Raw genomic sequence first — 25,387 nt, 5'->3', positions numbered from 1 at the left:
ATAGTGCCCAATTGGCGTCCCGCACAACCCAAAAAAGCAAAATAGCCGTACCGGACGCGATTAAAGTTTGGAGAGGCAGCCCTGAGCGAGGGGACCTGCTATTCGCGCACGGGCCATTGCGGCGGATGGCTGCCGAGCGGCATTGCCGGGCGGGCCCAGAATGCCGGGGTCTTCGACAGAAGCGCCGAGTGCCTCACCGACCGCAGCGTCCCGAAGCCCGAGTCCATCTCTTCGATGAAAGGCATCACCGCCTCCGCCTTGCGTTCCTCGATCGCAAAACCGTCGCTGACGCGCCCGAGATTCCACAGCCAGCGTCCGGTCTGCGCCAGCGACACCTGGACATGCCAACTGCCGCCGTCGCGCGCCTGGCGCGCCTTGGCCATCATGGCACCGAACGCCATGAAGTATCCGGTGGCGTGATCGAGCATCTGCGCCGGCAATTCCTTCGGCCCGTCGACACCGGCGGCCTGCCCTTCGGCATGGTTGAATCCGGTCGCCGTCTGCACCAGCGAGTCGAAGCCGCGCCGCTCCGCCCAGGGTCCGGCGTGACCATAGGCCGACAGCGTGACGTAAACGATACCAGGATTGATGCGTGCGGCATCCTCCGGCGAGAAGCCGAGGGCGGCGAGTGCGCGCGGCCGATAGCCTTGCGAAAAGATATCCGCCTGCGCCAGCAGATCGCGCAGCACGCCACGCCCCTGCTCGCTCTTGAGTTCGACAAAACTCGTCAGCTTGCCGCGCCCGGTATCGATGGTGAGCCACGGAATCGCCGGCAGTTCTGGGCCAGAGATCAGCAGCACGTCGGCGCCATGCGCGGCGAGCGTTCGCCCCGCAACGGGACCTGCGATGACGCGCGACAGATCAAGCACACGGATACCTGCGAGCGGCCGCTCGCCTTTGGGCCACGGCCTTGGCGGAGCCTCGCCAATCTTCGTGATTGAGATCAGCGGCAATCCGGCGAGCGCCTTACCATGCGCCGTGCTCTCCCATTCGTGATGCGAGCGCATGAAGGCGACGACGCCACCGCTCGTATAGGTCGCGGTCTCGAACGCCTCGCCGTCCCATTGCAACAGCGCGGCCTGCACCGCGTCACGCTCCGGCTTGCAGTTCAGCACCTTGCAGACGGCGTCGCGGTGATGGGGAAAATTGGTGTGCAGGCGCACGAAGCCATCGCGGGTCTTGTAGATACCGGCGATGGCGTCCCAGGCCGGCGGCGGCGGCTTGCCGTCGACGCGCAGATAACGTTCGCTCCGACATTCGACCATGGCATGGCGCATATCCAGCGCGACGTCCTGCGCCTCGCCGCTGCGCATTTTCCATATCTCGGCGGCTGCAAGCCCGGTTGCGGCGACGCTGACCTGCGCCGCGGCGGCGACGCGAAACGATGACGGCAGTTGCGGTTCGTCGCCGGTCAGCGTGAGCGCGCCGAGCGCGGACGGATCGCCGCCGATCGAGGTCCAGATAGCGGAGAGGATTTCCCTGGGGCTTTCCATCGGCGCGTCGCTTCCCTCACGTTCTTTTCAGCATCGCCTGCAACCTAGCCTGGATGGAGCGCCAGCGAAATCCGGGAGCGGTCTCGCAAGCAGCGAGGCTTAGACCCGGCCCCGGAATGATGGAAAACGAGAGGCTTTCTCGGTTTGAGCTTTCGTCGTGACCGCCGTCGTCGCTACAATGTGCAGGGGTCACATAAGGAAAAACAAAATGGACTTGGGCTTGAAGGGAAGAAACGCCGTCGTGCTCGGCGGCACGCGCGGCATCGGACGGGCGATTGCGGAAACGCTGGCGGGCGAAGGCTCGGGCGTCGCTGTGTGCGCCCCGCAATGCGGATCAGGTCGCGGCCACCGTTGCCGAGTTGAAAGGCCTTGGCGTGCGCGCGACCGGCACACCCGTTGATGTCACCGACGCGGCCGCACTGAAATCATGGGTATCGGACGCGGCCGGGGAGCTCGGCAGCATTGACATGCTGTTTTCCAATGCCGGCGCCATGGCGCAAGGCGGCGATCCCGCCTCATGGGAGCAGAATTTCCGGCTCGACGTGCTCGGCGCCGTCAACGCGTTCGAGGCCGCGCGTCCCTTGCTCGAAGCGAGCGCGCAGAAGACCGGCGACGCGGCCTTCATCATCATTTCATCGATCTCGGCGGCGCAAGCGGATAGCGCCAGCTCCTACGGCCCGATCAAGGCGGCGCTGATCCACATGGCCAAGGGACTGGCGCGGCAATACGCGGACAAGAAAATCCGCGTCAATGTGGTGTCGCCCGGCACGGTCTATTTCAAGGGCGGCATCTGGAACATGGTCGAGCAGAATATGCCGAAGCGCTACCAGGATGCGCTGGCGCGCAACCCGACCGGCCGCATGGCGACGCCGCAGGAAATCGCCAATGCGGCCGTATTCCTGGCGAGCCCGGCCTCTTCGTTCACGACCGGCTCGAACCTCGTCGTCGACGGCGCGATCTCGAACCGCGTGAATTTTTGAGGACATTCATAGGGTCGGCCGCGTGAGCGCCGTGCCTACCGTCCATCCGCCTCCCCGCCATCATTCCGGGGCCGCCCGCAGGGCTGAACCCGGAACCATTTCATAGCGCAAGATGCGGCCTAATGGATTCCGGGTTCGCGCTGGGCGCGCCCCGGAATGACGAAAGGTCTGAAACTCATTTGGACGCGCGGTTTGCGCGTAAGCTGCCGAGTCCGGCTTGCCGCGGCTGCGAAAGGCAGCAGGCATTGCGGAGGCCTTAACGTGTTGACGGGACTGGCGGGGTTGTGAGAGATCGGCTTACAACTCACGAACCAAACCGGTCAATTTGAATCGATAAGCTAAGGGAACTTTACGAACTTACCGTCACTGTGGCGGCTGCTTCGATGACCCAGCCGCTGGGTCGAACGACGGATGGCCACGATGATTGTCGACGAGCAAAGGACAAAGGTGCAGCGCGAACCGCGACGCCAGCTGCGCAAACGGCCGACATGGATGACGATCGACAATGGAATGACGAAGATTGAATGCTTTGTCCTGGACGTCTCACCGGGCGGCGCCAAGATCGCGACCGATGCCCCGTTCGACGTCAGGGACAGCTTTGAACTGGCGCTGGTGCCCGAACATACGACGCGCCAGTCATGCGAAGTGGTCTGGCGCCGGGGCAAGACCTACGGCGTGAAATTCCTGTCTTGAGGAGCGGTGGGGGCCGCAGCAGCTTGAGGATATGACCACCGCGGTGGCCTCATGGTTCGCCCGGCGATGCGAAGCATCGTCCGGAGACGACGCCTTGCGAACACCAGCATTGAACCTCACTGGGGAGCGGCATCTTTGCCACGCCTCGAAGGGCCGTCTGTCGCCTCGTGGCCCCCTCGCCGCCGGAGTGCCATCCCGCCCCGCCCTACTCTCGTCGCCATTGGCTTCGATATGTGACTGTATTATTACAGTCAGATGTCAGTTCGATTACGGCGGAGCGGCGAATGAGCTTGGAATGGCAGGCGCGGTCGGGTTCCCTGGCCTGGTCAAATCCCGTGTCCTGGTGGTGGGGCCTGTTGACGCTGGTGAGCGGTGTCAACATCGCCATCTGGTTCGCGCTGTATCGCGAGCTTCCCGTCCAACCGACCGGCGCTGCCGGCGGCACGTCCGGCATCGGGATGATGCTGCTGTTCTGCGCGGCCTATGTGTTCGGCTGCGCCTTCAGGTCGTTTCTGCCGCGCGCCGATGTGCAGCGGATCTGCCTGTTCGACACCTGGCTGTCGAGCGTCATGGTCGGACGTTCGGTGGCGACCGTGGCCGAGATCTGCTTCGTGGCGCAATGGGCCATTATCCTGCACCAGCTCGGCACGATGACCGGCGCGGAAACGGCCGTGAATGTCGCGTGGGTGATCGTCCCGCTGATCCTGATCGCCGAATGCCTCTCGTGGTATGCGGTGCTGACCAGGAATTATCTCGGCAATGCCATCGAAAATTCGCTGTGGGCGGTCGCCTTCTTCGCCATCGGCGTCGGCCTTTGCCGCCTGCTTCCGGAATTCAATGGCGCGGTTCGCGTAAGCCTCGTCGTCGCCATCGCAGGCATTGTGGGCTTTCTGGCGTTTCTGATGACGATCGACGTCCCGATGTACTTGAAGCGCTGGCGGACCGGGGATGCCGATGGCGACAAGCGCCTGACGCCGCGCGAGGGCCTGCGCGATGTCAGCACGCGCTGGGTCGTGACGTACGACCTGGCGGAGTGGAAAGACGAGATTGCCTGGATGTCGCTCTATTTCAGCCTGGCCGTCTGGTCCAGCCTTGCGCTGTGCGTCTTCTATTCGCTCGAACATCATTTGCCGCAGTACCGGACCGAAGCGGCGATCACGAGTGCAGCGCCGAGCACGACCGTCGTCGGCAGCACCCGATAAGACAACAGCCACCGCGCTGAAACTTTACGTCGCATTGCCGCGTTACCCGCATGTGTCGCGAGTAGCGCGGCTTTGTTTTCAGAAGGGCGTGTTTTGGACCGGTTTCAGGTAGGTATCCATTTTCTGACGCTGGCCGCAGCTTTCGCGCTCGCCATACCGATCGGTTGGGATCGTGAAAAGCGGGCGCGGAGCGCTGGACTGCGAACTTTCCCGCTGGTCGCGCTGGCAAGCTGCGGCTTCGTGCAGGCCAGCGAACAGTGGATGGTGAATTCTCCCGATGGCATGTCGAAGGTGATCGAAGGCGTGATCACCGGCATCGGCTTCATCGGCGGCGGCGCGATCCTCAAGCAGGGCACCACGGTGCAGGGCACGGCGACGGCGGCAAGCCTGTGGGCCACCGGCGCGATCGGCGTTTCCGTCGGCCTCGGCAGCTACGACGTCGCGGTGACGATCGCAGCGTTCACATTCCTGTCGCTGAGGCTGCTGACGCTGGTCAAGGATGAGCGCGATCTCCAGATCGGCCAGGATGGCAAGGAGGAAGAGAAGAAGGATTGAGTGCCCGGCCCGGGTGAGCCAAGGTTCGATTGTACCGGAACTAGCCGCGAGGGACCACGTCGCAGGAGCGACGCCTACGATGCATAGCAGTCACCGCACCGTGAGGGTGTTTCGTCGCCCGCGGACAGCATGAAATATCTGCGCCTCGCGCGAAGCCATTTTCTCAGCCGAAGAAAAAGTCCGGAAACAACATGATGTTAGGGTAACGCAATGATCAAACCTGGAGTTCGATCATGTGGAACCTCATCAACATACTGTATCGGGAATATTGCCTGGCCCGGTTGGAGGAGATGCGCAGGGTTCACCTCTCGCACTGAATACCGGTGGCGCGAGCAAGTGTCGCAAATGATGTCTACGGTTCAGCCAGCCCACTTGCGGTGAATCGACTCAGGAGAATTCATTCGGATCGAGATCCAAGGAGGAGGATATGCAGCCATCGACAGACGATCTGCTGATACGCCAAATCAGTGCCCTGATATCAGCCACCGCTGCTGCGGCGTGCAGCAACAGAGAACACGCCCCATTCGTGGAGGCAAGGATGTACGAAAAGCTTGCTGCACATTGCGCCGAGAAGCAGACACTTGCAGCAGCGTTTGCGAAAAGCGGCGTCGGGGCGACACGGAGCGGACTGATCTACTGGTAACGGAAAACGTGTCCAGACGAAGTCGTCAAGTTTCGGCGTCCGTTCTCGCGCGAACCTGAAGAGCGTTCACGCCTGGGCCGCTTCTGATCCTCGCCGGCGATTTGCCGTCTCGCGCTGTATTCTCGCCGGCGCTGCCAGAGCTTGAAGAAACTCCACCGGCACCGGGAACACGATTGTTGAATTCTTCTCCCCCGCAATGTCCTGCAGCGTCGACAGGTAACGCAATTGCATGGACTCCGGCCTCTTTGCGAGCATCTCGCCTGCTTCTACCAGTTTCTCGGCGGCCTGCTGCTCTGCTTCGGCACCTATAATTCTTGCGCGGCGGTACCGCTCGGCCTCGGCTTGACGAGCTATGGCACGAATCATGCTCTCGTTGATATCGACATGCTTGATTTCGACATTCGCGACCTTGATGCCCCACGCATCGGTCTGGCTGTCGAGAATTTCCTGAATGTCGCGATTGAGCTTGTCCCTTTCTGCCAGCATCTCGTCCAGCTCATGCTTGCCAAGCACGGACCGGAGGGTGGTCTGCGCCAGCTGGCTGGTGGCCGCCATGAAGTTTTCCACCTGGATAACCGATTTATCGGCATCTACGACGCGAAAGTAGATAACCGCGTTGACCTTTACGGAGACATTGTCTCGAGAAATCACGTCCTGGCTGGGAACGTCGAGCACGAGCGTACGAAGATCTACCCGAACGAATTGCTGGACAATCGGAATCAATATGATGAGCCCGGGACCTTTCACACCGGAAAAGCGTCCCAATGTGAAAACGACCGCACGCTCATATTCCCGCATGATGTGAATCGCCGACAGGAACACCGCAATGATCACGGCTGCGATCACGATGAACGGGAGGATATCTGTTACAAATGTCGGCATGGTTTCACTCCTCATGATTTCGGTGAGGCGTCAGGATCTGGTTCGACGAGCAGTTTCAGGTTCTGACGTTCGAGAACACGCACGCGATCGCCTGGGGTGAACTCAGTTTCCGATTTCGCCGCCCAACGTTCTCCCTTGACCAGGACCTCGCCCTTGCCGTCGGCCCACCACAGCACCTGGCCCGCGCTGCGCAGCAGAGCCGCTTCGCCTGTGGTCACCTCGCGCTGATGCGCCCGCCAGACCGCCGCGAGCGCAATCACCAGGAATCCCGCACTGGCAATGGTGGCCGCGGCGACCACCGGCCATGAGAGATGGAAACCCGGCACGTCGCCGCGAAACAGGAACAGCGAGCCAACGGCGAACGAGATGACGCCGCCAATTCCGAGCACGCCGAACGAGGGCAGAAACGCTTCTGCAACCATCATCGCGATGCCTAGCAGCAACAGGCCGGCACCGGCGTAGTTGATCGGTAGGAGATTCAGGGCGTAGAGGCCGACCAGCAGAGCGATTCCACCGATCACACCCGGGAAAACGGCGCCTGGACTGATGAACTCGAATAGAAGCCCGTAGAGCCCGATCAGCATGAGTATGTAAGCGATGTTCGGATTGGTAATCGTGGCCAGAATGCGATTGCGCCAATCGGCCTCGATTGCCGTCGTGCTCAGGCTCCCGGTATGCAGCCTGACCTGTTGATCGTTGATCGTTACGGTTCGGCCCTCGGCCTGGGACAACAGATCGGATAAATCCTTCGCAACAATCTCGATGACGCGCTGCGACTGGGCCTCGCTCGCGGTGAGAGTGGCGGCTTCCCGGACGGCTTTCTCCGCCCAGGAAACATTTCGTCCCCGAAGCTCTGCCAGTCCCCTGATGTACGCAACTGCATCATTGATCGCCTTCGCCTCGCCTGCATTGGCCGGCAACGGGGTTCCTTTCTTGTCACCGTCTTTCTTCTCACCGTCTTTCTTATCGTCGTTGCGCCAGCCGGAGCCGCCGCCGAGCTGGACCGGCGTGGCTGCACCGAGATGCGTGCTCGGCGCCATCGCGGCGAGATGGCTGGCATAAACAATGTAGGTGCCGGCGCTGGCGGCTCGCGCTCCGCTCGGGCTCACGTAAGAGATCACAGGAATCGTGGATTTAAGTATCTCTCCTATGATCTCGCGCATTGAGGGGTCGAGACCACCAGGCGTATTCAGCCTCAGCACGATCAGCTTCGCCTGTCGCCGACGCGACTCCTCAAATCCGTCGCGGATATATTCAGAAGTCGCTGGCCCAATCGCTCCATTCACATCCAGAAGAATGGCGACGTTCGCCGGCTCGCTACTTTGTCCAAGTGCTGCTCCGGAGCCAAGTACGAGCAATGCTACGGTAATAAGCCTGTAAAGAAAGTGCACCATGGTAAGTCGCTCAAAAGCTTGCGCGCCGAAACAGTCACAACCAGGCGGCCCATTCGCAGGTGAACCTGATTTGTTACGGCTGGAGCGCAGGATCTCGGTGCCTGGCGGGCGGAAGCCCTGATGCGCAAAGCGCGCTCGCAAGTCATATGAAGCGAACGCACATCCGAAATCCGGGTTCCCCAAACATACGCCTGCCGAACGGATTTCATCTCGGTGTGCGGCCAACACGGCTCAATGAAAATCCCGCGACGGCGGCAAAATACGGACGTCGCGCGGATGACGGATTTTTTGCACGGGATCATCCGGATGCTCGCGGCGATCGTCATTGAGCAGTTCGACCAGCGCGGGCCCCTGATGCTTGCCGGCTTAACGCATCATCGGCGAGGCCGCCCGCCCAACATTTCTTTGCGGTACTGCTCCATCACCTTCGGCCATACCGCGAGGTTGATGATACTGGTCTCGTCCTCGAGCGCCCTCCAACAAGCGTAAGCATCGCTGACGTGCCCTGCGGTGCCAGATAAAAAACATGGCGCGCCCCATGAAATCCGCATAATCTCAGCGCGCTCTGTCGGTTTTTTAATCCTGCCTTGGAGCTTTAATCATGACCAAAACATCATTCGCGGTTGCCGCCATAGCGGCGGCTGGATTTTCGCTTGCGCAACCCGCATTGGCACAATCAGACGACAAGCTCGGCACGGTGAATTTCGCAACATCGTGCAAACCGGAAGCGCAGAAGCTCTTTAACCAGGGGATGCTGTATCAGCACTCGTTCTGGTATCGCGCCTCGCAAAAAGTATTCGAGGATGCGCTGAAGGCCGACCCCGAATGCGGCATTGCCTATTGGGGCATCGCGCTAAGCTTGTTGTGGAATCCCCACGTTTCGCCGCCCGCAAAGAATCTCGCCGAGGGCGCGGCCATGATCGCGAAGGGCAAGGCCGTCGGCGCCAAGACCCAACGCGAACGTGACTATATCGACGCGCTCGCCGTCATGTATGCCGATCATGAGAAGGTCGATCACCGCACCCGCATTCAGGCCTATGCGAAGGCCATGGAGCAGCTGGCGCAGCGCTATCCCGGCGATGACGAGGCGCAGATCCATTATGCCCTCGCGCTCAATACTTCGGCATCGCCTGCCGACAAGACCTACGCCAGCCAGCTCAAGGGAGCCGCGATCCTGGAGCCGATCGCAGAACGCCAGCCGCAGCATCCAGGCGTATCGCATTACCTGATCCATCTCTACGACTATCCGCCGATTGCCGAGAAAGGCCTCAATGCGGCGCGGCGCTACGCCAAGATTGCGCCAGCTTCGCCTCATGCCCAGCACATGCCGTCGCACATTTTCACCCGCGTCGGCTATTGGACTGAATCGATCGCATCCAACGCCGAGGCCGCGCGCGTTGCCAAGGAATCCGGAGACCTCCACGATCAGCTGCACGCCATGGACTATCAGGTCTATGCCTACCTGCAGCTCGGGCAGGACGACAAAGCCAAGGCCATCATCAACGAGATGACGGCGATCACCGGCTTTACCGAGACCTTCCTGCAAGGGCCTTACGCGCTGGCCATCTCGCCGGCACGTTACTTGGTGGAACGCGGTGACTGGAAGGCGGCTGCGAATCTTCAGGTCCGCCCAAGCCCGCTGGCCCAGGTGCAGGCGATTACCTATTCCGTGCGTGCGCTCGGGGCGGCTCGCTCGGGCAATCCTGAAGCCGCCAAGGCCGACATTGCCAAGCTCGTCGAGCTTGGCGACAAGTTGCGTGCAGCAAAGGACGCCTATTGGTCGGAGCAGGTGGACATCCAGAGGCAGGTCGCCGCCGCCTGGGTTCTCTATGCCGAAGGCAACCAGGATGAGGCGCTGGCCGCGATGAGCGCGGCCGCCGATGCCGAGGACAAGACAGAAAAGCATCCGGTGACTCCGGGCGTCCCGAAGCCGGCGCGCGAGCTATACGGCTCCATGCTGCTTGAGCGTGGCATGCCCAAGGAAGCGCTCGCCGCTTTCGAAGCGACGCTGAGGAAGGAGCCCAATCGGCTCGGCGCCTATGCGGGTGCGGCCATGGCTGCCGAAAAATCCGGCGACCTTGCCAAGGCGCGGGAGTATTACGGCAAAGTCGTCGCGATCGCCGAAGGCGCAGACAAGGAGCGCACTGAGGTTGCCGACGCGCAGGCCTTCCTGCAAAAGCGCTGAGGCGGAAGGCAGGGCAGCACGTTATGAAAGCATATTTTCTGCCAATCCTACTGGGGATTCTCGTGACGCCGGCCGGTGCTGCCCAGCCGCTCCAAGTGATCGGATACTCAGGTCATCTCGGCGAGTGGGAGTTGACTGCAACGGTTACGGAAACAACTCCCGGCTCGACGACGGAATACTCCGGGCCTTTGACGATGAAGCACGTCGGCATCTGCACCCAGGATGGCCCGGAGGAGAAAACAGGTTCACTGCGTTTTCGAATCGCGGCCTCATCGTCCAGATTGAATGCAACAATATCGGTTGCCGGTGTCGAGTGCACTTATAGCGGACAATTATCGGACTCATATACCGGTACGATGAATTGCCCTGGTCGACAGGGAGTCCCCCTTAAGCTCTGGGTGAAATAGCAGGCGTCACCTGCTGCGTAGTGCAGACGCCGTCGACGTCAATGAAAATCGCGGGACGGCGGCAAGATACGGACGTCGCGCGGGTGGCGGATTTTTTGCGCGGGATTATCCGGATGCTCGCGGCGGTCGTCGTTGAGCGGTTCGACCAGCGCGGGCCCTGCAGGCACCGGATGCTTGCGGCTTAACGCATCATTGGCGAGGCCGATCAGGTCGCGGGAGCGGTCGAACATCCGCTGCGCCACCAGATGCGTCACCTGCTCCGGGCTGCTCTGGATGTAGCCTTCGACCAGGATGAGGCGCGCGCCCATCATCTCATCGGGAAGCGCGCGCGTGTCGTCTCCGGATGAGCCACATCGCACATCTGACGAACCAGTCTGGCGCTCCCAGATAACGGAATGTTTCAGGCGCTCCCTGGTCGTCGCGCTCTTGGTTGTTCAGATCGGAGAAATAGTCCTGTTTGGTGGCGTACCATTCCAGTGTACGCACAATCTCTTCCTGCAAATGCTCGCTGTCCGGCAGCTTGCTGAGGAAGTTCAGTTCGCGCCGAAGACAGATCGCCTCGATCCTGTAGCGGATCGTCTCATCGTAGTCGATGCCCCACACATCCAGCCTCGCGTGCGTCGCTTCATGGATGATCGTGGAGGCGATCATCTGAAGCGTCGTTGTTTCCGCAAGAACAAAACGCTCATCAAATACGCAAGCGTTTAATGATGAATTGTAGTGTGCGAGAGCGCTTGGAAGCAGGTAAACCCATACTCGTTCGAGATTGCGGATGACCCGGGAGTAGTGAAGCGCGTCGTGATCCTTGATCAGTCGAAGCGCTTCCTCGACGCGGCGGAGGGCGGGATGAGGCTCGGCTTCCCTGGTCCCTACCCAAAGTCCATCAATCTCTCGACCCCTCGACAACCAGAGTTCGATTCTCTCGACGCGGGATGGCTTTCGATCAGGCTTTCTGACCACGACTAGACCGCGCGATATCCGCGATGGTTCCAGGCACTGCAAATGCTATCTCGTCGTCATGCCCGAGTCCGACCTTCGCCAGGACTATAGGCTTATCTCTCTTTCAAGTTGCTTAGGGGTTTTACTCAAATCGTCTTGATTGTCGGGACGGTGTGACGAAGTAGCCAGCGTCGAAATCCGCAGCCGCCATAGATTCCGGGCTCGCGCTAAGACGCGCCCCGGAATGACGCTGCTCAGTGGAAATCCCGGGACGGCGGCAAGATGCGGACGTCGCGCGGATGGCGGATTTTTTGCGCGGGATTATCCGGATGCTCGCGGCGGTCGTCGTTGAGCGGTTCGACCAGCGCGGGCCCTGCGGGCACCGGATGCTTGCGGCTTAACGCATCATTGGCGAGGCCGATCAAATCGTGGGAGCGATCGAACATCCGCTGCGCCACCAGATGCGTCACCTGCTCCGGGCTGCTCTGGATATAGCCCTCGACCAGGATCAGGCGCGCGCCCATCACCTCTTTCCGGTACTGCTCCATGACCTTGGGCCACACCACGATGTTGGCGATGCCGGTCTCGTCCTCCAGCGTCATGAAGACGACGCCCTTGGCGCTACCCGGCCGCTGCCGTACCAGCACCACGCCGGCGCAGCGGATACGGCGGCGGTCGTTTTTGTGGTTGACATCCTTGCAGGGAACGACGCGCTCTTTCGTGAACATCTCGCGTAAAAATTCCATCGGGTGGCCCTTCAGCGACAGCCGAACGGTCTGATAGTCGGCGACCACCTGCTCCTGCAGCGGCATCTCCGGCAACGGCTTGGCATTCTCGTCGGGCTGCTCGCGGGCGACCGCGGCCTGAAACAACGGCAGCGGCACGTCGTCCGGCAGCCGCCGCACCGCCCAGAGTGCTGCGCGGCGATCGAGGCCGAGAGAGCGGAAGGCATCGGCATCGGCGAGAAGGATCAGCGCGCGTTTCGGCAGGCCGGTGTCGCGGGCGAATTCCTCCAGCGAAGTGAAGGGCCGGCGTCGGCGGGCGGCGACGATGCGGTCGGCCCAGTCGGTAGTCACCTCTCCCGCTTGCGGGGGTCGAGACGAGCGGAGCTCGCTCTGAGGTCGGATCGCATCGAATGATGCGATCCGGGTGGGGGAAGCTCTCTCCACACGGGCAGTGTGACTCGTGGAGGCACCCCCACCCCGACCCTCCCCCGCAAGCGGGAGAGGGAGCACAGTTCCTTTGCGGCTCGCCAAATCGGATTCTACCTTTAACGTATCCCGGAACGACGGCTGCATTCGCTTCAACCGCTCCTCGTCCTCATCGAGCCAGTGGAAGCCGTCGATCTGGCGGAAGCCCAAGCGCACTGCGCAGTACTTGCCCTGCCCCTGCTCCAGTGTGTTCTGCGCAAAACTGTAGGACACGTCGATCTCGCGGACCTCGACGCCGTTCTTGCGGGCGTCACCGACGATCTGGGCGGGGGCGTAAAAGCCCATCGGCTGCGAATTCAATAATCCGCAGCAGAAGGCATCGGGATGGTGATGCTTCAGCCATGACGAGACATAGACGAGTTGCGCGAAGCTTGCGGCATGGCTTTCCGGAAAGCCGTAAGAGCCGAAGCCCTTGATCTGCTCAAAGCAATTTTTGGCGAATTCGAGATCGTAGCCGCGCCGGACCATGTTGCCGATCAACTTGGATTCGAATTTTCCGATGGTGCCGACGTTGCGGAACGTCGCCATGGCGCGACGTAATCCATTGGCTTCTTCCGAGGTGAATTCCGCGGCCTCGATCGCGATACGCATCGCCTGTTCCTGGAACAGCGGCACGCCGAGGGTCTTGTGCAGAACGTTGCGCAATTCATCCTTGTTGCCGCCTTTTGGATAAGGATACTGGATATCCTCTGGCTTCATTTTTCGGCGCTTTAGATAGGGATGCACCATGTCACCCTGGATCGGACCCGGACGGACGATCGCGACTTCGATGACGAGATCGTAGAACGTCCGCGGTTTCAACCGCGGCAGCATGTTCATCTGCGCCCGACTTTCGACCTGAAAGACACCGAGCGATTCACCCCGGCACAGCATGTCGTAGACCGGCTTCTCGTCTTGGGGAATCGTCGCCAGCTCCCAGCGCTCACCCTTATGCTCCGCGATCAGATCAAAGCTCTTGCGGATGCAGGTCAGCATGCCCAGCGCCAGCACGTCGACCTTCATCATATGAAGCGCGTCGACGTCGTCCTTGTCCCATTCGATGAAGGTGCGGTCGTCCATCGCCGCATTGCCGATTGGCACATAGGTGTCGAGCCTATCCTGCGTCAGCACGTAGCCGCCGACATGCTGCGACAGATGGCGGGGGAATTCGATCAGCTCGGAGGCCAGCGCAACCGCGAGTTCGACCATCGCATTTTGGGGGTCCAGCCCGGCCTGCCGGACCTGCATCTCATTGAGGCCCTTGCCCCAGCTTCCCCACACGGTATCAGCAAGCGCTGCGGTGACGTCCTCGGTCAACCCCAGCGCCTTGCCGACGTCGCGGATCGCGCTGCGCGGGCGGTAGTGGATGACTGTCGCAATGATCGCGGCGCGGTGACGGCCGTAGCGGCGGTAGACATATTGCATCACCTCCTCGCGCCGCGAATGCTCGAAATCGACGTCGATGTCGGGCGGCTCCAGCCGCTCCTTGGAGATGAAACGCTCGAACAATAGATCGACCTTGGTCGGATCGACCGAGGTGATGCCGAGCACGTAGCAGACGGCGGAGTTGGCCGCCGATCCCCGGCCCTGGCACAGGATATTCTGGCTGCGCGCGTAGCGGACGATATCGTGCACGGTGAGAAAATAATGCGCGTATTTCAGCTCGGCGATCAGGTCGAGCTCTTTGCGCAAAGTGGCGCGCAGCTTCTCGTCGATCACCCCGCCGAAATATTTGTCGACACCGGCCCAGGTCAGGTCTTCCAGATGCTGTTGCGCAGTCTTTCCCGGCGGCACTGGTTCATCCGGGTACTGGTATTTGAGCTGGTCGAGCGAAAACGAAATGCGCTTGGCAAAGCGCATGGTTTCCGCGATCGCCTCGGGCAGATCGCGAAACAGCCGCGCCATTTCGTGCGCAGGCTTGAGATAGCGTTCGGCATTGGCTTCGAGCCGCCTGCCGATCGCGTCGATCGTGGTCTTTTCTCTGATACAGGTCAGCACGTCCTGCAGCGGTCGGCGGGCGGGATGGTGGTAGAGCACCTCGTTGGTCGCCAGCAGCGGGACTTTTGCGGCAAGCGCCAAACGATGCAGCCTCGCGAGGCGGCGTTTGTCGTCGCCGCGGTAGAGCAGGCTCGCGGCAAGCCACACGCCATCGGCATCAGAGTTCTTCAGGCGCTCCAGGGTTGCCTGCGCGCTCGCCACGTCAAAGCGATGCGGCAGCGCCAGCACCAGAAGCTGGCCCTCGGCGAAATCGAGGAGGTCATCGAATTTCAGGTGGCATTCGCCCTTTTCGATCCGCGTGATGTCGTCGCCGCGTTTGCCGCGGGTAAGTAACTGACAGAGCCGGCCGTAAGCCGCGCGGTCGCGCGGATAGACCAGAATGTCAGGCGTGCCGTCAATGAAGACGAGCCGCGCGCCGATCAGAAGCTTTGGCTTATGCGTAACGGCAGGATTGTCGAGCTCGCTCCAGGCGCGCACCACGCCGGCCAGCGTGTTGTGGTCGGCGATGCCGATCACGGGAATACCAAGCTCGCTCGCCTGATGGACATAGGCGCGCGGGTCCGAGCCGCCGCGCAGGAACGAGAAATTGGTGGTGATGCCGATTTCGGCATAATTGGGCACAGGATTTTTCATGCGAACAATCCATGCACGAACCATCTGATAGGAGCGGGTTCGTCTCCCTCGTCCGCCGGTTCGCTCTCATAGAGCCCATCGCGAAAAATCCAGAAACGAAGTCCCGCTTCATCCTCGATGCGGAAATAATCCCGCGTCGGGCCATTGCCGCCCGGCTTCCACCATTCCATCGCGATGCGTTCGGGCCCCTCCACCCGCACCACCGCGTGCGTGACGCGCCGCCAGGTGAATTGATGCGGCGGGCCGTCGGGCACGGTTGCGAACGGCACTTTTATCGGCTCTGGCTTTTCGAACAGCCGCAACGGGCGCAGCGGCGGCTCGCCCTCGATGCGCTCCGGCCAGGCGGCCTGGGCGGCTGCCGCCAGATGATGCTGCGCTGGCACGGACAGCACCGCGCGTTCGGGAATATGCGTATCCTCCGGCAGATGCACGACCACGCGTTTTCCGCCGATGCGCGCAGCGATGCGGTCGATCAGCGCGGACAGTTCGTCATTGTCATGAACGTTGGCATCGAGATCGCGCTGCTGCTGCACCACGATTTCGGTGCGGCTGGCGGAAAGGCGGATGAGATCGAAACCGAAACCGGGGTCGAGGGGATCGTTGAGCGCATCGAGCCGCTCGCGGAACAGGCGGTCGATCACTTCTGGCTTCGTCACCGGACGCCCGGTGTCTACGGGAATCGTCCGCACCGCGCCATCGGTGCGGAAGAAGCTCGCTTCCAGTCGCCGCGCGCCCTTGCCCTGCTTGTCCATCGCCGTAACCAGCATCGCGGCGAGCGCGGACAGGTTCATCGCGATCACGGTATCGGTGGCGACCGGATCGGGAAAGCGTTTCTCCACGATGTAATCCGGCAGCGGTTTTCGCGGGCTGATCGGCGCATCGCCCTGCCCGAGTGCCTGCTGCAACAGCGCCGTAAAAGACGCACCGAACCGCGCCGTGATTTCGTGGCGCCCGCGCGAGGCGACGTCGCCGATGGTCTTTAGCCCGGCGCGGCGCAGGCCGGCGGTGATGGCATCACCGGCGCCGAGCGCAGATACCGGCAACGGACTGACGGCTTCGGCCTCCTCGCCATCGGCAACGATCTTTCCGGAGGCGTGGCGCGTCAGCGTGCGGGCGCAGATCGCGGTGGAGGCGATTGCGGCGCTGATGGCAAAGCCGCGGCGGCTCAGCGCGCCGTTGACGATCTGCAGCAACGCACGCTCGCCGCCGAACAGATGGGCGCAGCCGGTGATGTCGAGATAGAGCCCATACGGCAGATCGAGCGCTACCAGTGGGGTGAAGCGGTCGCACCAGTCGGCGATGTCTTCGAGCGTCTTGCGGTCGGCGACTTCATCCGCGTCGTACACCGTCAGCTCGGGGCAGATCGCGCGGGCATTGGCGAGCGGTAGGCCGATCGAGAGGCCGGCCTGGACGGCGACCTCGTCGAGGGAATGGATCAGGATGGCATTGTGCTGCTTGGCGACGACGACGGAGGGGAAGATTTGCGTCATCTCGATAGTGGGACTCGCGGCGACACCCTCACCCCAACCCTCCCCCGCAAGCGGGAGAGGGAGCGCACCGGTCGTGTTGTTAGAGATATCAACCCGGGCACTGCTGTCGTTCCCTCCCCCCTTGCGGGGTCCGAGGCGAGCGAAGCTCGCTCTCGAGGTTAGGGAGAGGGATGGCGGCAACGGCGGTGCTTGTGGCTTACCCCTCTCCCCAGCCCTCCCCCGCAAGGGGGGAGGGAGCGCACTGCCCGTGTCGCAGACAGCATCGCTCGAAACCGCTTTGCAATTTTCAGCTTGCGCGGCGCTGGCCGGCGAAAGCTTGCGCTTGATGCGGTCGATGGGCAGGCGTGGCAGCCAGAGGCTGAGGATACGCCGACGGTTCACTGAATAGGCACTCATCACAATTCCATTCCATGATCCAGCGGCCGACCGGGCCATGACGGTTACGAACGAGCTGCGCGTCGAATACCGGCGCGCCCCAGGCGCTCCAAGGCGCCGCAGGCATTAAAGGCGCCGCAGGTATTGAAGACGCGCCCGGCGGCGAATGCGCCGCGCGCACGATCCATCGGGTCTCCGCGGTCGAGGGGCGCGGCTCCGCCGCCACCCGCAGCAGCAATGCGGTGACGCCCGAGGCTGCTGCGGCCAGCGTGAGCTTGCGGCTGGCGACGAGATCGAGCTGACGCGCCTGTCCCCAGACTTCCAGCACGACGGCACCGAGCGCGTCGCAGGCCAGCGCGTCGGCGGTGGTCCGCAGCGCGGCGTCGGTGTCGATGGCGCGCACGGTGACGAGCAGCCGCGGATCGAGACCCAATTCGCACAGCCCGCTCATCGACAGCGCGCCCGCTTCAATTTCCGAAAAATCCTGCCGTACCCAGACCAGCGGCCGGCGTGGCGATACCCTTCCCGCCAGCCCTGCGATGAAGCCGGTTGCTGATGCGCTCTGGTGTCCCTCGGCGAACACTTCATGCACCGTTGCGAGCGCAAGCCCACCCTGCAGCACGGCATCCGCCGCCTTATGGCCAAGCGCAATCTTATTGAGGTCATGCGCATCGCCATGCGCCTCCAGGCGCTCGATGCTTCCGCGCAAACTCGCAAGCGTGCTTGTGCGTGCGGTGCTCATCCGCCGTTCCTTCAGAAAATTGGCCTTTACCGCTTCTTCCCGAGTGAACGCGCGGCTGGCTCATTTGTTCATGATATGTTCTAATATAAAGCTAACAGCGTCGGCAGAGTCAATCGAGATCGACGCTTTGCCAATTCATGAGCGGAATCAAAGGGATTCAAATGGCTGGATTTTGAAGACCGTCATGGCCGGGCTTGCCGCCTTCGCTAAAGCTTCGGCGGCCGAGTGAGCTTGTGGCCCGGCGAAGCCTTGGCGGAGACGGGTCCCGGCCACGTCTTAGTCGCCGACGAAAGGAAAGACGTGGATGCCCGGGTCAAGCCCGGGCATGACGAGAACGGAGAGTGTGACATGCGCAACATCACCCTCGATAGCCAAACCGATTTCGATGGCTGGCGTAAAGCGGCCCGCGCGCTGGCGCTGAATGACGTGAAACCGTCCGACGTGAGCTGGCGCGTGGCTGACGATGCGCCCGAACTGTTCGAGCCGATCGCGCCGCCGCTCGAGCCGCCACAGGGCACCTTCAACGTGCCGGCCAGATTCGTCGAACTGGCGGAGGCTACCATCCTGCACCGCACCCCCGAGCGCTTCGCCCTGCTCTATCGCCTGCTATGGCGGTTGCGAACGCATCACGATCTGCTTGAACTCGCGACCGATCCTGACGTGGCTGAGATCACCGCGATGGCCAAGGCCGTGCGCCGCGACGAGCACAAGATGCATGTCCTTGTCCGCTTCCGCGAAATAGGCCGCGAGCAGAACTCGCACTTCGTCGCCTGGTTCGAGCCGGAGCACCACATCGTCGAACTGGCCGCCCCGTTCTTCGCGCGCCGCTTCGCCGACATGCCGTGGTCGATCCTGACGCCTGATCTCTGCGCGCATTGGGACGGCCTCGTTGTCTCGTTCACGCCGGGCGTCAGCAGAAGCGAAGCCCCTGGCGCGGACCGGCTGGAGGAAACCTGGCGGCGCTATTACGCCAGCATTTTCAATCCCGCCCGGCTGAAAGTGCAGACCATGCAAAAGGAGACGTCCCGGAACTACTGGCGGAACCTGCCGGAGGCTTCATCGATTAAACCCCTGATCGAAAGCGCCGGACACAGCGCAAACGCGATGATCGCGAATGCCGCGACCGAGCCGCAGAAGCGACCGGAACTGCCGAAAGCCAGCCATAAGGCAAGCGAAATGCCCCGCAAACACGCCGATGATATCGAGACGCTGCGCGAAGAAGCCGCCGATTGCCGCGCCTGTCATCTTTACAAGAATGCCACCCAGACCGTGTTCGGCGAAGGCCGCCAAACCGCGCGGATCATGCTGGTCGGCGAACAGCCCGGCGACAAGGAAGATCTCGCCGGAAAGCCGTTCGTGGGGCCCGCGGGGCAAATGCTCGACCGCGCGCTGGAAGAAGCCGGCATCGATCGCCGCACGGTTTACGTCACCAATGCGGTGAAGCATTTCAAGTTCGTCCCGCGCGGAAAGATCCGCCTGCACCAGAAGCCGAACACCCCGGAAATCAAGGCATGCCGGCAATGGTACGAACGCGAGCTGGCCGCGATCAAACCCGATCTGGTGGTGGCAATGGGCGCAACCGCAGCGCAAAGCGTGTTCGGGAAAATTACGCCGATCAACAAGAACCGCGGCCGCGCGATTGATCTCGCCGACGGCACCAGGGCGCTGGTGACGGTACACCCGTCCTATCTGCTGCGGTTGCCGGACGCCGATGCCAAAGCGCGCGAATACCGGCGCTTCGTCCAGGACCTCAAAATCGCCGCCGACGTGCTGCGAAAATCGGCACATGCGGCCTGAATTCCGCCAGTCCGACAGCCGCAATTTCTGGTGAAATATAACGGGAAAATTGACAATCCCGCTTACAACCATTAATTGATAGAAGACACAATCGCATTCTCAAGGGAATGTGGGACGTCTGCTCACGCTACGATGCCCCACATGGTCGACGCGCTGCGCGGTTCCCTACCTCCAGCCCCGGCGCCGCGCAGCGCGCGACCCACTTCCTCCAGCGCCTTGCGTTGTACGCAAATGGGACCGCTCGGCGTTCTACCGATGCGGACCTTCCAGCGGTATAGATCGAGCGCTTCTAGCCTCTCGCCGCGGCCTCCAGTTCTGCAATATCGAACTTGACCATCTTCAGCATGGCTTCCGTAACGCGCTTGGCTTTTGCGGGGTCGGGATCATTCATCAATTCGCCGAGCCGTTTGGGCGCAATCTGCCAGGACAGGCCCCAACGGTCTTGCAGCCAGCCGCATTGCTCGATCTTACCGCCTTCCCTCAAGGCATCCCACAAATGGTCGATCTCGGCCTGCGTGTCGCATTCGACCATAATCGAAAAACTGTGGTTGAACGGGTCGAGGGGACCCGCCTCGATCGCCATATAGCGCTGGTCGCCCAGGCTGAAGGCTGTGATCTTGACGCTGCCCGCAGGTCCGCTCGGAGTGTCGGCAGGCACGGTCGAGGTCCAATGGACCGCAGAGCCAGGAACCAGCGAAGTGTAGAAGCCAATCGCGGCCTCCATGTCCTTCTCGAACCAGAGATGCTGTGTAACCTTCATCGATGCTGCCTTTCTCCATCAGACACCAGCCGGCGCGCGGCTGCTCCTGCGACAAGGACGGATGGAGGGAGCGGCGTTCCGACAGGGGCGGTTAAAAATATTGTGGAATTTCCTTGAACCAGGTCTGGCCTGGACAGCGCGCATCCCTGGCTGTACGCGGCCGGGAGAGCCCGACTGTCATTAACGGTTCGCAATCTCCTGATGGCATGGGTGCTGATGCTGCCGGCCCGATCTGCTGTCGGCGAATTCTACGTACTGTTCTCGAACCTGCTCTGACGTTATCGGCGATGCGGTCGGGACGCTGCCGTGGCAGGCCTCGACGGATAGCGGGAGACCGGAACCAAACTGCGGCCTTCTGCTTTCCGCAAAGTACCTGACGGATGATACGGCAGGACATCGACATTCACACAGCTCGCAACAGCTCTGCACCCGGAACCCGCCATGACCAAAAGGCCCCCGAATGGCACCAAGCCCATCCACGACCCGATTCGGGCGGAAATGCTGGACAGTTTCGATGAGGAACTGGAACTTGAGATCGACGACGATCGCCTTGATGCGCTGACCAATGAATTTGCCGACCATACGGCAGAAGAGACGATCGATCGGCGCGTGTACTTCAAGGAATTATTCCGACTGCAGGGTGAACTGGTAAAATTGCAGACCTGGGTGCAGCACCACCAGCTCAAGGTGGTGGTGCTTTTCGAGGGGCGCGATTCCGCCGGCAAGGGCGGCGTCATCAAGCGCATCACCCAGAGGCTCAATCCTCGAGTCTGCCGCGTCGCGGCGCTGCCGGCGCCAAACGAGCGTGAGCGCACCCAATGGTACTTCCAGCGTTACGTTTCGCATTTACCGGCGGGCGGTGAAATCGTGCTGTTTGACCGTAGCTGGTACAACCGCGCCGGCGTCGAGCGCGTGATGGGCTTCTGCACCGAAGATGACGTCGAAGAATTCTTCCGGTCGGTGCCGGAATTCGAGCGGATGCTCGTGCGCTCCGGAATCACCCTCATCAAGTACTGGTTTTCCATCACCGATGAAGAGCAGTATTTGCGCTTTATGATGCGGATCCACGATCCGCTCAAGCAGTGGAAGCTCAGCCCGATGGATGTGGAATCGCGCAGCCGCTGGGAGCAATACACCAAGGCCAAGGAGGCGATGCTGGAGCGTACCCACATTCCGGAAGCTCCCTGGTACCTCGTCGAGGCCGACGACAAGAAAAAGGCACGGCTGAACTGCATCGCGCATCTGCTCGAACAAATTCCCTACCAGGAAATCAAGCGCGAGCCGGTGGTACTGCCGCCGCGGGTTCGCAACCCGGAATATAGCCGCGGGCCGATTCCACCCGAAATGTACGTACCGTCGCGCTATTGAGCGCGGGACCAAGACTGTGCTCAGTCGAGACGAGCGGCAAATAATGAAGGCCTGTATTGGAGATACAGGCCTTCCCTCATGTAACCTCGCACTTCATGTGCGATCGAAGTTGAAGTGACGTACGCCCTTACGACGCCGCCAGCTTGTTCTCGACCAGCTTGATCCAGTACGAGGTGCCATACACGATCGCCTCGTCGTTGAAATCATAGGCGGGGTGGTGGAGCCCGGCGCTGTCGCCGTTGCCGCAGAAGATGAACGCGCCCGGCCGCGCCTCCAGCATGTAGGAAAAATCTTCCGCGCCCATCAGCGGCGGCATATCGTGAACGTTCTGGGCGCCAGCCACTTCCTTGGCCACCTGCATGGCGAATTCGGTTTGCTCGGCATGGTTTTGAGTCACGGGATAGCCGCGCTCGTAAGTGAGATCGATCTTCGCGCCGGTCATCCTGGCTACGCCCTCACACACCTCGCGGACCCGCTTCTCGACCGTTTCGCGCACTTCCGGCGTTAGTGTCCGCACGGTGCCCCTGAGTTCCGCGGTCTGCGGGATCACATTCCGCGCATTGCCGGCATGGAACTCGCAGATCGAGATCACCGCGGATTCCAGGGGATCGATGGTCCGCGACACGATCGACTGTAGCGCGGTAATAAGCTGAGAGCCGACGAGCACAGAATCAATGCACTTGTTCGGGCGCGCGGCATGGCCGCCGAGTCCCTCGATCCTGATATCGATCGAGTCGGTCGCGGCCATCATCGGACCAGGCCGGATGGCGAACGAGCCGACCGGGATGCCCGGGCCGTTGTGCATGCCGTAGACCTGCTCGATGCCGAACCGGTCCATCAGCCCGTCCTGGATCATGGCGGCGGCGCCTGCCCCGCCCTCCTCGGCCGGCTGAAAAATCACGACCGCCTCGCCGGCAAAATTCCTGGTCTCGGCGAGATATCGCGCTGCCCCCAAAAGCATCGCAGTGTGACCGTCATGGCCGCAGGCGTGCATCAGGCCCGGCTTCTTGGAAGCATGAGGGAGGTTGGTTGCCTCTTCGATCGGCAGTGCATCCATGTCGGCGCGAAGCCCGATCACCCTGATCTCGCCCCTGCCGGGCTGCTTGCCCTTGATGACGCCGACGACGCCGGTGCGGCCAAGGCCTGTCGCCACCTCGTCGCAGCCGAATTCGCGCAGGCGGTCTGCCACGAATGCTGCAGTGCGGTGGACGTCGTACAGCAATTCGGGATTTTGATGGATATCGCGGCGCCAGGCCTGAATATCGGGTTGCAGATCGGCGACGCGGTTGACGATGGGCATGGGATTTCTCGAACCTCAGATTGGAACGTCAGACCTCTGTAGCATGCAAGGGGTGGTCCACCCAACAGCTGGGGACGCTGGGGACGCCGCCCATTCCCGGGGCGCCATGGCCGGGACTTGTACCAGCCGTCCACGTCTGACTATTAGGCATGGAGGGCGCGTGATGGGCGGAAACTGAGCATGCCGAAAAGGCTTGAAGTCGATTTCGATTATATCGTGGTGGGTGCCGGTACCGCCGGCTGCATCATGGCCAACCGCCTGTCGGCCGATCCCAAAAAACGCGTGCTGATCCTGGAGGCCGGCGGCAACGACAACTGGATCTGGTTTCACATCCCCGTCGGCTATCTCTTTGCGATAGGCAATCCCCGCTCCGACTGGATGTTCAAAACCGAGCCGGAGCCCGGCCTGAACGGCCGCTCCCTCGCCTATCCCCGCGGCAAGGTGATCGGCGGCTGCTCCGCCATCAATGCGATGATCTCGATGCGGGGCCAATCAGCCGATTACGATCACTGGCGCCAGCTCGGCCTCACCGGCTGGGCCTACGACGACGTAAAGCCGCTGTTCAAGCGACTGGAGGATCATTTCCTCGGTGAAAGCGAACATCACGGCATTGGCGGCGGCTGGCGGATCGAGGCGCCGCGGCTGTCATGGGAGGTTCTCGACGCGGTCGGCGACGCTGCCGAGGAAATGGGCATCAAGCGCATTGCGGATTTCAACACCGGCGACAATGAGGGCGTGAGCTATTTCCACGTCAACCAGAAGCGCGGCCGGCGCTGGTCGTCCGCGCGCGGTTTTCTCAAGCCGGTGCTCAACCGCGCCAATCTGCGGCTGGAAAAGCACGTGCTGGTCGACCGGCTCATCATCGAGAACGGCCGCGCCGTCGGTGTGCGCTTTATCCAGGGCAATGAGGTGATCGAGGCCCGCACCAAAGGCGAGGTCGTGTTGTGCGCGGGATCGATCGGCTCGACCCAGGTGCTGCACCGCTCTGGCATCGGACCCGCCGACTGGCTGTCGCCGCTCGGCATCGATGTTGTGCTCGACAGACCGGGTGTCGGCCGCAATCTGCAGGACCATCTGCAGCAGCGCGCGATCTACAAGGTCGAGGGCGTCCGCACGCTGAACGAGACCTACTGGTCGTTGGTCCGGCGCGGGATGATGGGGCTCGACTATGCCTTCCGCCGCCGCGGGCCGCTGACGATGGCGCCCTCGCAACTCGGCATCTTCACGCGCTCAGATCCGCGCCGCGCCCGCGCCAACATCCAGTTTCACGTGCAGCCGCTGTCGCTCGACAAGTTCGGCGATCCCCTGCACCGCTTCCCCGCCATCACGGTGAGCGCCTGCAATCTGCAGCCGACCTCGCGCGGCACCGTGCGCATCCGCTCGGCAAAGCCTGACGAAGCGCCGTCGATCGCGCCGAATTATCTCTCGACCGACGACGACCGCCAGGTCGCAGCCGATGCTATCAGAACCACGCGCCGGCTAATGAAGCAGAAGCGGCTCGAGCGATATCGCCCGGTCGAATACCTGCCCGGCCCCGGCGTCGGCGATGACGATGAATCATTGGCAAAGGCCGCCGGCGATATCGGCACCACGATCTTCCATCCCGTCGGCACCGCGAAGATGGGCACCGCGAGCGACCCGATGGCGGTGGTCGACGAGCGGCTGCGCTTCTTTGGGCTTGCGGGCTTGCGCGTCGCCGACGCATCGGTGATGCCGACGATCACGTCGGGCAACACCAACACGCCGACGGCGATGATCGCGGAAAAAGGTGCGACCATGATCCTGGAGGATGGGCGCAAGTAGCTGCGTAACGAAGCAGCGCGCCTAACGGATCGTCCAGGCTACACGCTCACGCTACTGCGCCCTGCGATGATTCCTCGGCGTGACCGGCCTCTGCCGCAGTCGCGGCGCGGGCGCAGCCTCGTTGTAATACGCATTGGAATTGTAATAGGCGTTCGATTGATCGAACGACCGGTATGCCGGCCGGCCGCCGAGCACATCGGCATTGGGATAGTAGAACGAAAAGGCGCCCGGCTCCTGGATCGCGGCTTGCGCGAACACGGGCGTTGCGATCGCGGTCATCAGAAACGCGGCGGCGAGTGTTGGGATAGACTTGGTCATTGGTGATATCCTCTTTGTCGTGAAATCACTCCACCCAATTGGGTATCGCACCGCAAAAGCGGATAGCCGTGCGACGGCTCTCACCGCGATTTGAAAAGCCGTGCTTGAAAGCGCGCGATGGCGTGAACGCGCGCGGAATCATCATCGAGGAAGTTGATACCGACAAATTGGGGTTGGGCCGGCCTGCCCCTACTCGAATATCAGCGGAGGAGCGCAGCGGCGGGAGGATGATGCGAAAGA

19 protein-coding genes and 1 pseudogene are annotated in these 25,387 nt (G+C 61.9%); 9 read left to right on the top strand and 11 right to left on the bottom strand.

Going from position 1 to position 25,387, the window contains the following annotated elements; translation table 11 throughout:
* Positions 1-98: 98 nt before the first annotated feature.
* Positions 99-1,493 (bottom strand): CoA transferase, encoded by a 1,395-nt coding sequence (locus IVA95_RS21715; protein WP_247512325.1) that lies wholly within the window; start codon positions 1,491-1,493, stop codon positions 99-101.
* A 208-nt stretch (positions 1,494-1,701) separates the two neighbouring features.
* On the opposite strand from IVA95_RS21715, the pseudogene IVA95_RS21710 reads away from it, so the two are divergent.
* The 4 genes and pseudogenes from IVA95_RS21710 (at position 1,702) to IVA95_RS21695 (ending at position 4,923) form a co-directional block, all read left to right on the top strand.
* Positions 1,702-2,473: pseudogene (locus IVA95_RS21710) on the top strand (SDR family oxidoreductase).
* 411 nt (positions 2,474-2,884) lie between these two features.
* Positions 2,885-3,166 (top strand): PilZ domain-containing protein, encoded by a 282-nt coding sequence (locus tag IVA95_RS21705; RefSeq protein ID WP_247512324.1) that lies wholly within the window; start codon positions 2,885-2,887, stop codon positions 3,164-3,166.
* A 284-nt stretch (positions 3,167-3,450) separates the two neighbouring features.
* On the top strand, positions 3,451-4,368 hold the full coding sequence (locus IVA95_RS21700) for a hypothetical protein (RefSeq protein WP_247512323.1): 918 nt from the start codon (positions 3,451-3,453) through the stop codon (positions 4,366-4,368).
* Positions 4,369-4,461: 93 nt separating this feature from the next.
* The gene (locus IVA95_RS21695) at positions 4,462-4,923 is read left to right on the top strand and encodes an MgtC/SapB family protein (RefSeq protein WP_247512322.1); all 462 of its coding nucleotides are present in this window, start codon (positions 4,462-4,464) and stop codon (positions 4,921-4,923) included.
* 709 nt (positions 4,924-5,632) lie between these two features.
* On the opposite strand, the gene IVA95_RS21690 is transcribed toward IVA95_RS21695, so the two are convergent.
* Both IVA95_RS21690 and IVA95_RS21685 read right to left on the bottom strand, forming a co-directional pair.
* On the bottom strand, positions 5,633-6,448 hold the full coding sequence (locus tag IVA95_RS21690; RefSeq protein ID WP_247512321.1) for a slipin family protein: 816 nt from the start codon (positions 6,446-6,448) through the stop codon (positions 5,633-5,635).
* Between the two features lie 11 nt (positions 6,449-6,459).
* The gene (locus tag IVA95_RS21685; protein WP_247512320.1) at positions 6,460-7,842 is read right to left on the bottom strand and encodes a nodulation protein NfeD; all 1,383 of its coding nucleotides are present in this window, start codon (positions 7,840-7,842) and stop codon (positions 6,460-6,462) included.
* A 276-nt stretch (positions 7,843-8,118) separates the two neighbouring features.
* On the opposite strand from IVA95_RS21685, the gene IVA95_RS21680 reads away from it, so the two are divergent.
* Together IVA95_RS21680 and IVA95_RS21675 are read left to right on the top strand one after the other, a co-directional pair.
* Positions 8,119-8,331: a hypothetical protein gene (locus IVA95_RS21680; protein WP_247512319.1), complete on the top strand. Its 213-nt coding sequence runs from the start codon at positions 8,119-8,121 to the stop codon at positions 8,329-8,331.
* 112 nt (positions 8,332-8,443) lie between these two features.
* A complete protein-coding gene (locus IVA95_RS21675) occupies positions 8,444-10,027 on the top strand; it encodes a hypothetical protein (RefSeq protein WP_247512318.1) in 1,584 nt (527 codons plus the stop codon).
* A gap of 445 nt (positions 10,028-10,472) precedes the next feature.
* Here IVA95_RS21675 and IVA95_RS21670 read toward each other — a convergent pair whose 3' ends face one another.
* From IVA95_RS21670 to IVA95_RS21650, 5 genes are all read right to left on the bottom strand, one after another.
* On the bottom strand, positions 10,473-10,742 hold the full coding sequence (locus tag IVA95_RS21670) for a hypothetical protein (RefSeq protein ID WP_346658028.1): 270 nt from the start codon (positions 10,740-10,742) through the stop codon (positions 10,473-10,475).
* Between the two features lie 4 nt (positions 10,743-10,746).
* On the bottom strand, positions 10,747-11,394 hold the full coding sequence (locus IVA95_RS21665) for a hypothetical protein (RefSeq protein WP_247512317.1): 648 nt from the start codon (positions 11,392-11,394) through the stop codon (positions 10,747-10,749).
* A gap of 233 nt (positions 11,395-11,627) precedes the next feature.
* Positions 11,628-15,194 carry an error-prone DNA polymerase gene (locus IVA95_RS21660; RefSeq protein WP_247512316.1) on the bottom strand — a complete coding sequence of 1,189 codons (3,567 nt, stop codon included), beginning with the start codon at positions 15,192-15,194 and terminating at the stop codon, positions 11,628-11,630.
* The gene (locus IVA95_RS21655) at positions 15,191-16,684 is read right to left on the bottom strand and encodes a DNA polymerase Y family protein (protein WP_247512315.1); all 1,494 of its coding nucleotides are present in this window, start codon (positions 16,682-16,684) and stop codon (positions 15,191-15,193) included. The genes IVA95_RS21660 and IVA95_RS21655 overlap by 4 nt, the downstream gene beginning before the upstream one ends.
* Positions 16,685-16,970: 286 nt before the next feature.
* The gene (locus tag IVA95_RS21650; RefSeq protein WP_247512314.1) at positions 16,971-17,801 is read right to left on the bottom strand and encodes a DNA repair protein; all 831 of its coding nucleotides are present in this window, start codon (positions 17,799-17,801) and stop codon (positions 16,971-16,973) included.
* A 348-nt stretch (positions 17,802-18,149) separates the two neighbouring features.
* Between IVA95_RS21650 and IVA95_RS21645 the strand changes: the two genes are divergently transcribed.
* Positions 18,150-19,598 (top strand): UdgX family uracil-DNA binding protein, encoded by a 1,449-nt coding sequence (locus tag IVA95_RS21645; RefSeq protein ID WP_247512313.1) that lies wholly within the window; start codon positions 18,150-18,152, stop codon positions 19,596-19,598.
* A gap of 289 nt (positions 19,599-19,887) precedes the next feature.
* Here IVA95_RS21645 and IVA95_RS21640 read toward each other — a convergent pair whose 3' ends face one another.
* Positions 19,888-20,358 carry a VOC family protein gene (locus IVA95_RS21640; protein WP_247512312.1) on the bottom strand — a complete coding sequence of 157 codons (471 nt, stop codon included), beginning with the start codon at positions 20,356-20,358 and terminating at the stop codon, positions 19,888-19,890.
* A gap of 441 nt (positions 20,359-20,799) precedes the next feature.
* Between IVA95_RS21640 and ppk2 the strand changes: the two genes are divergently transcribed.
* Entirely contained in the window at positions 20,800-21,726 is a 927-nt protein-coding gene (gene ppk2 / locus IVA95_RS21635; protein ID WP_247512311.1) for a polyphosphate kinase 2, read from the top strand.
* A 127-nt stretch (positions 21,727-21,853) separates the two neighbouring features.
* On the opposite strand, the gene IVA95_RS21630 is transcribed toward ppk2, so the two are convergent.
* The gene (locus IVA95_RS21630; RefSeq protein ID WP_247512310.1) at positions 21,854-23,026 is read right to left on the bottom strand and encodes a M20 aminoacylase family protein; all 1,173 of its coding nucleotides are present in this window, start codon (positions 23,024-23,026) and stop codon (positions 21,854-21,856) included.
* Positions 23,027-23,206: 180 nt separating this feature from the next.
* Between IVA95_RS21630 and IVA95_RS21625 the strand changes: the two genes are divergently transcribed.
* A complete protein-coding gene (locus IVA95_RS21625) occupies positions 23,207-24,829 on the top strand; it encodes a GMC family oxidoreductase N-terminal domain-containing protein (protein WP_247512309.1) in 1,623 nt (540 codons plus the stop codon).
* A 51-nt stretch (positions 24,830-24,880) separates the two neighbouring features.
* Here IVA95_RS21625 and IVA95_RS21620 read toward each other — a convergent pair whose 3' ends face one another.
* Positions 24,881-25,147, bottom strand: a complete 267-nt coding sequence (locus tag IVA95_RS21620; protein WP_247512308.1) for a hypothetical protein — start codon at positions 25,145-25,147, stop codon at positions 24,881-24,883.
* Positions 25,148-25,387: the final 240 nt, after the last annotated feature.

Source organism: Bradyrhizobium sp. 157, assembly GCF_023073815.1.
Taxonomy (GTDB): Bacteria; Pseudomonadota; Alphaproteobacteria; order Rhizobiales; family Xanthobacteraceae; genus Bradyrhizobium.
This window is presented reverse-complemented; position numbering and strand designations above follow the sequence as displayed.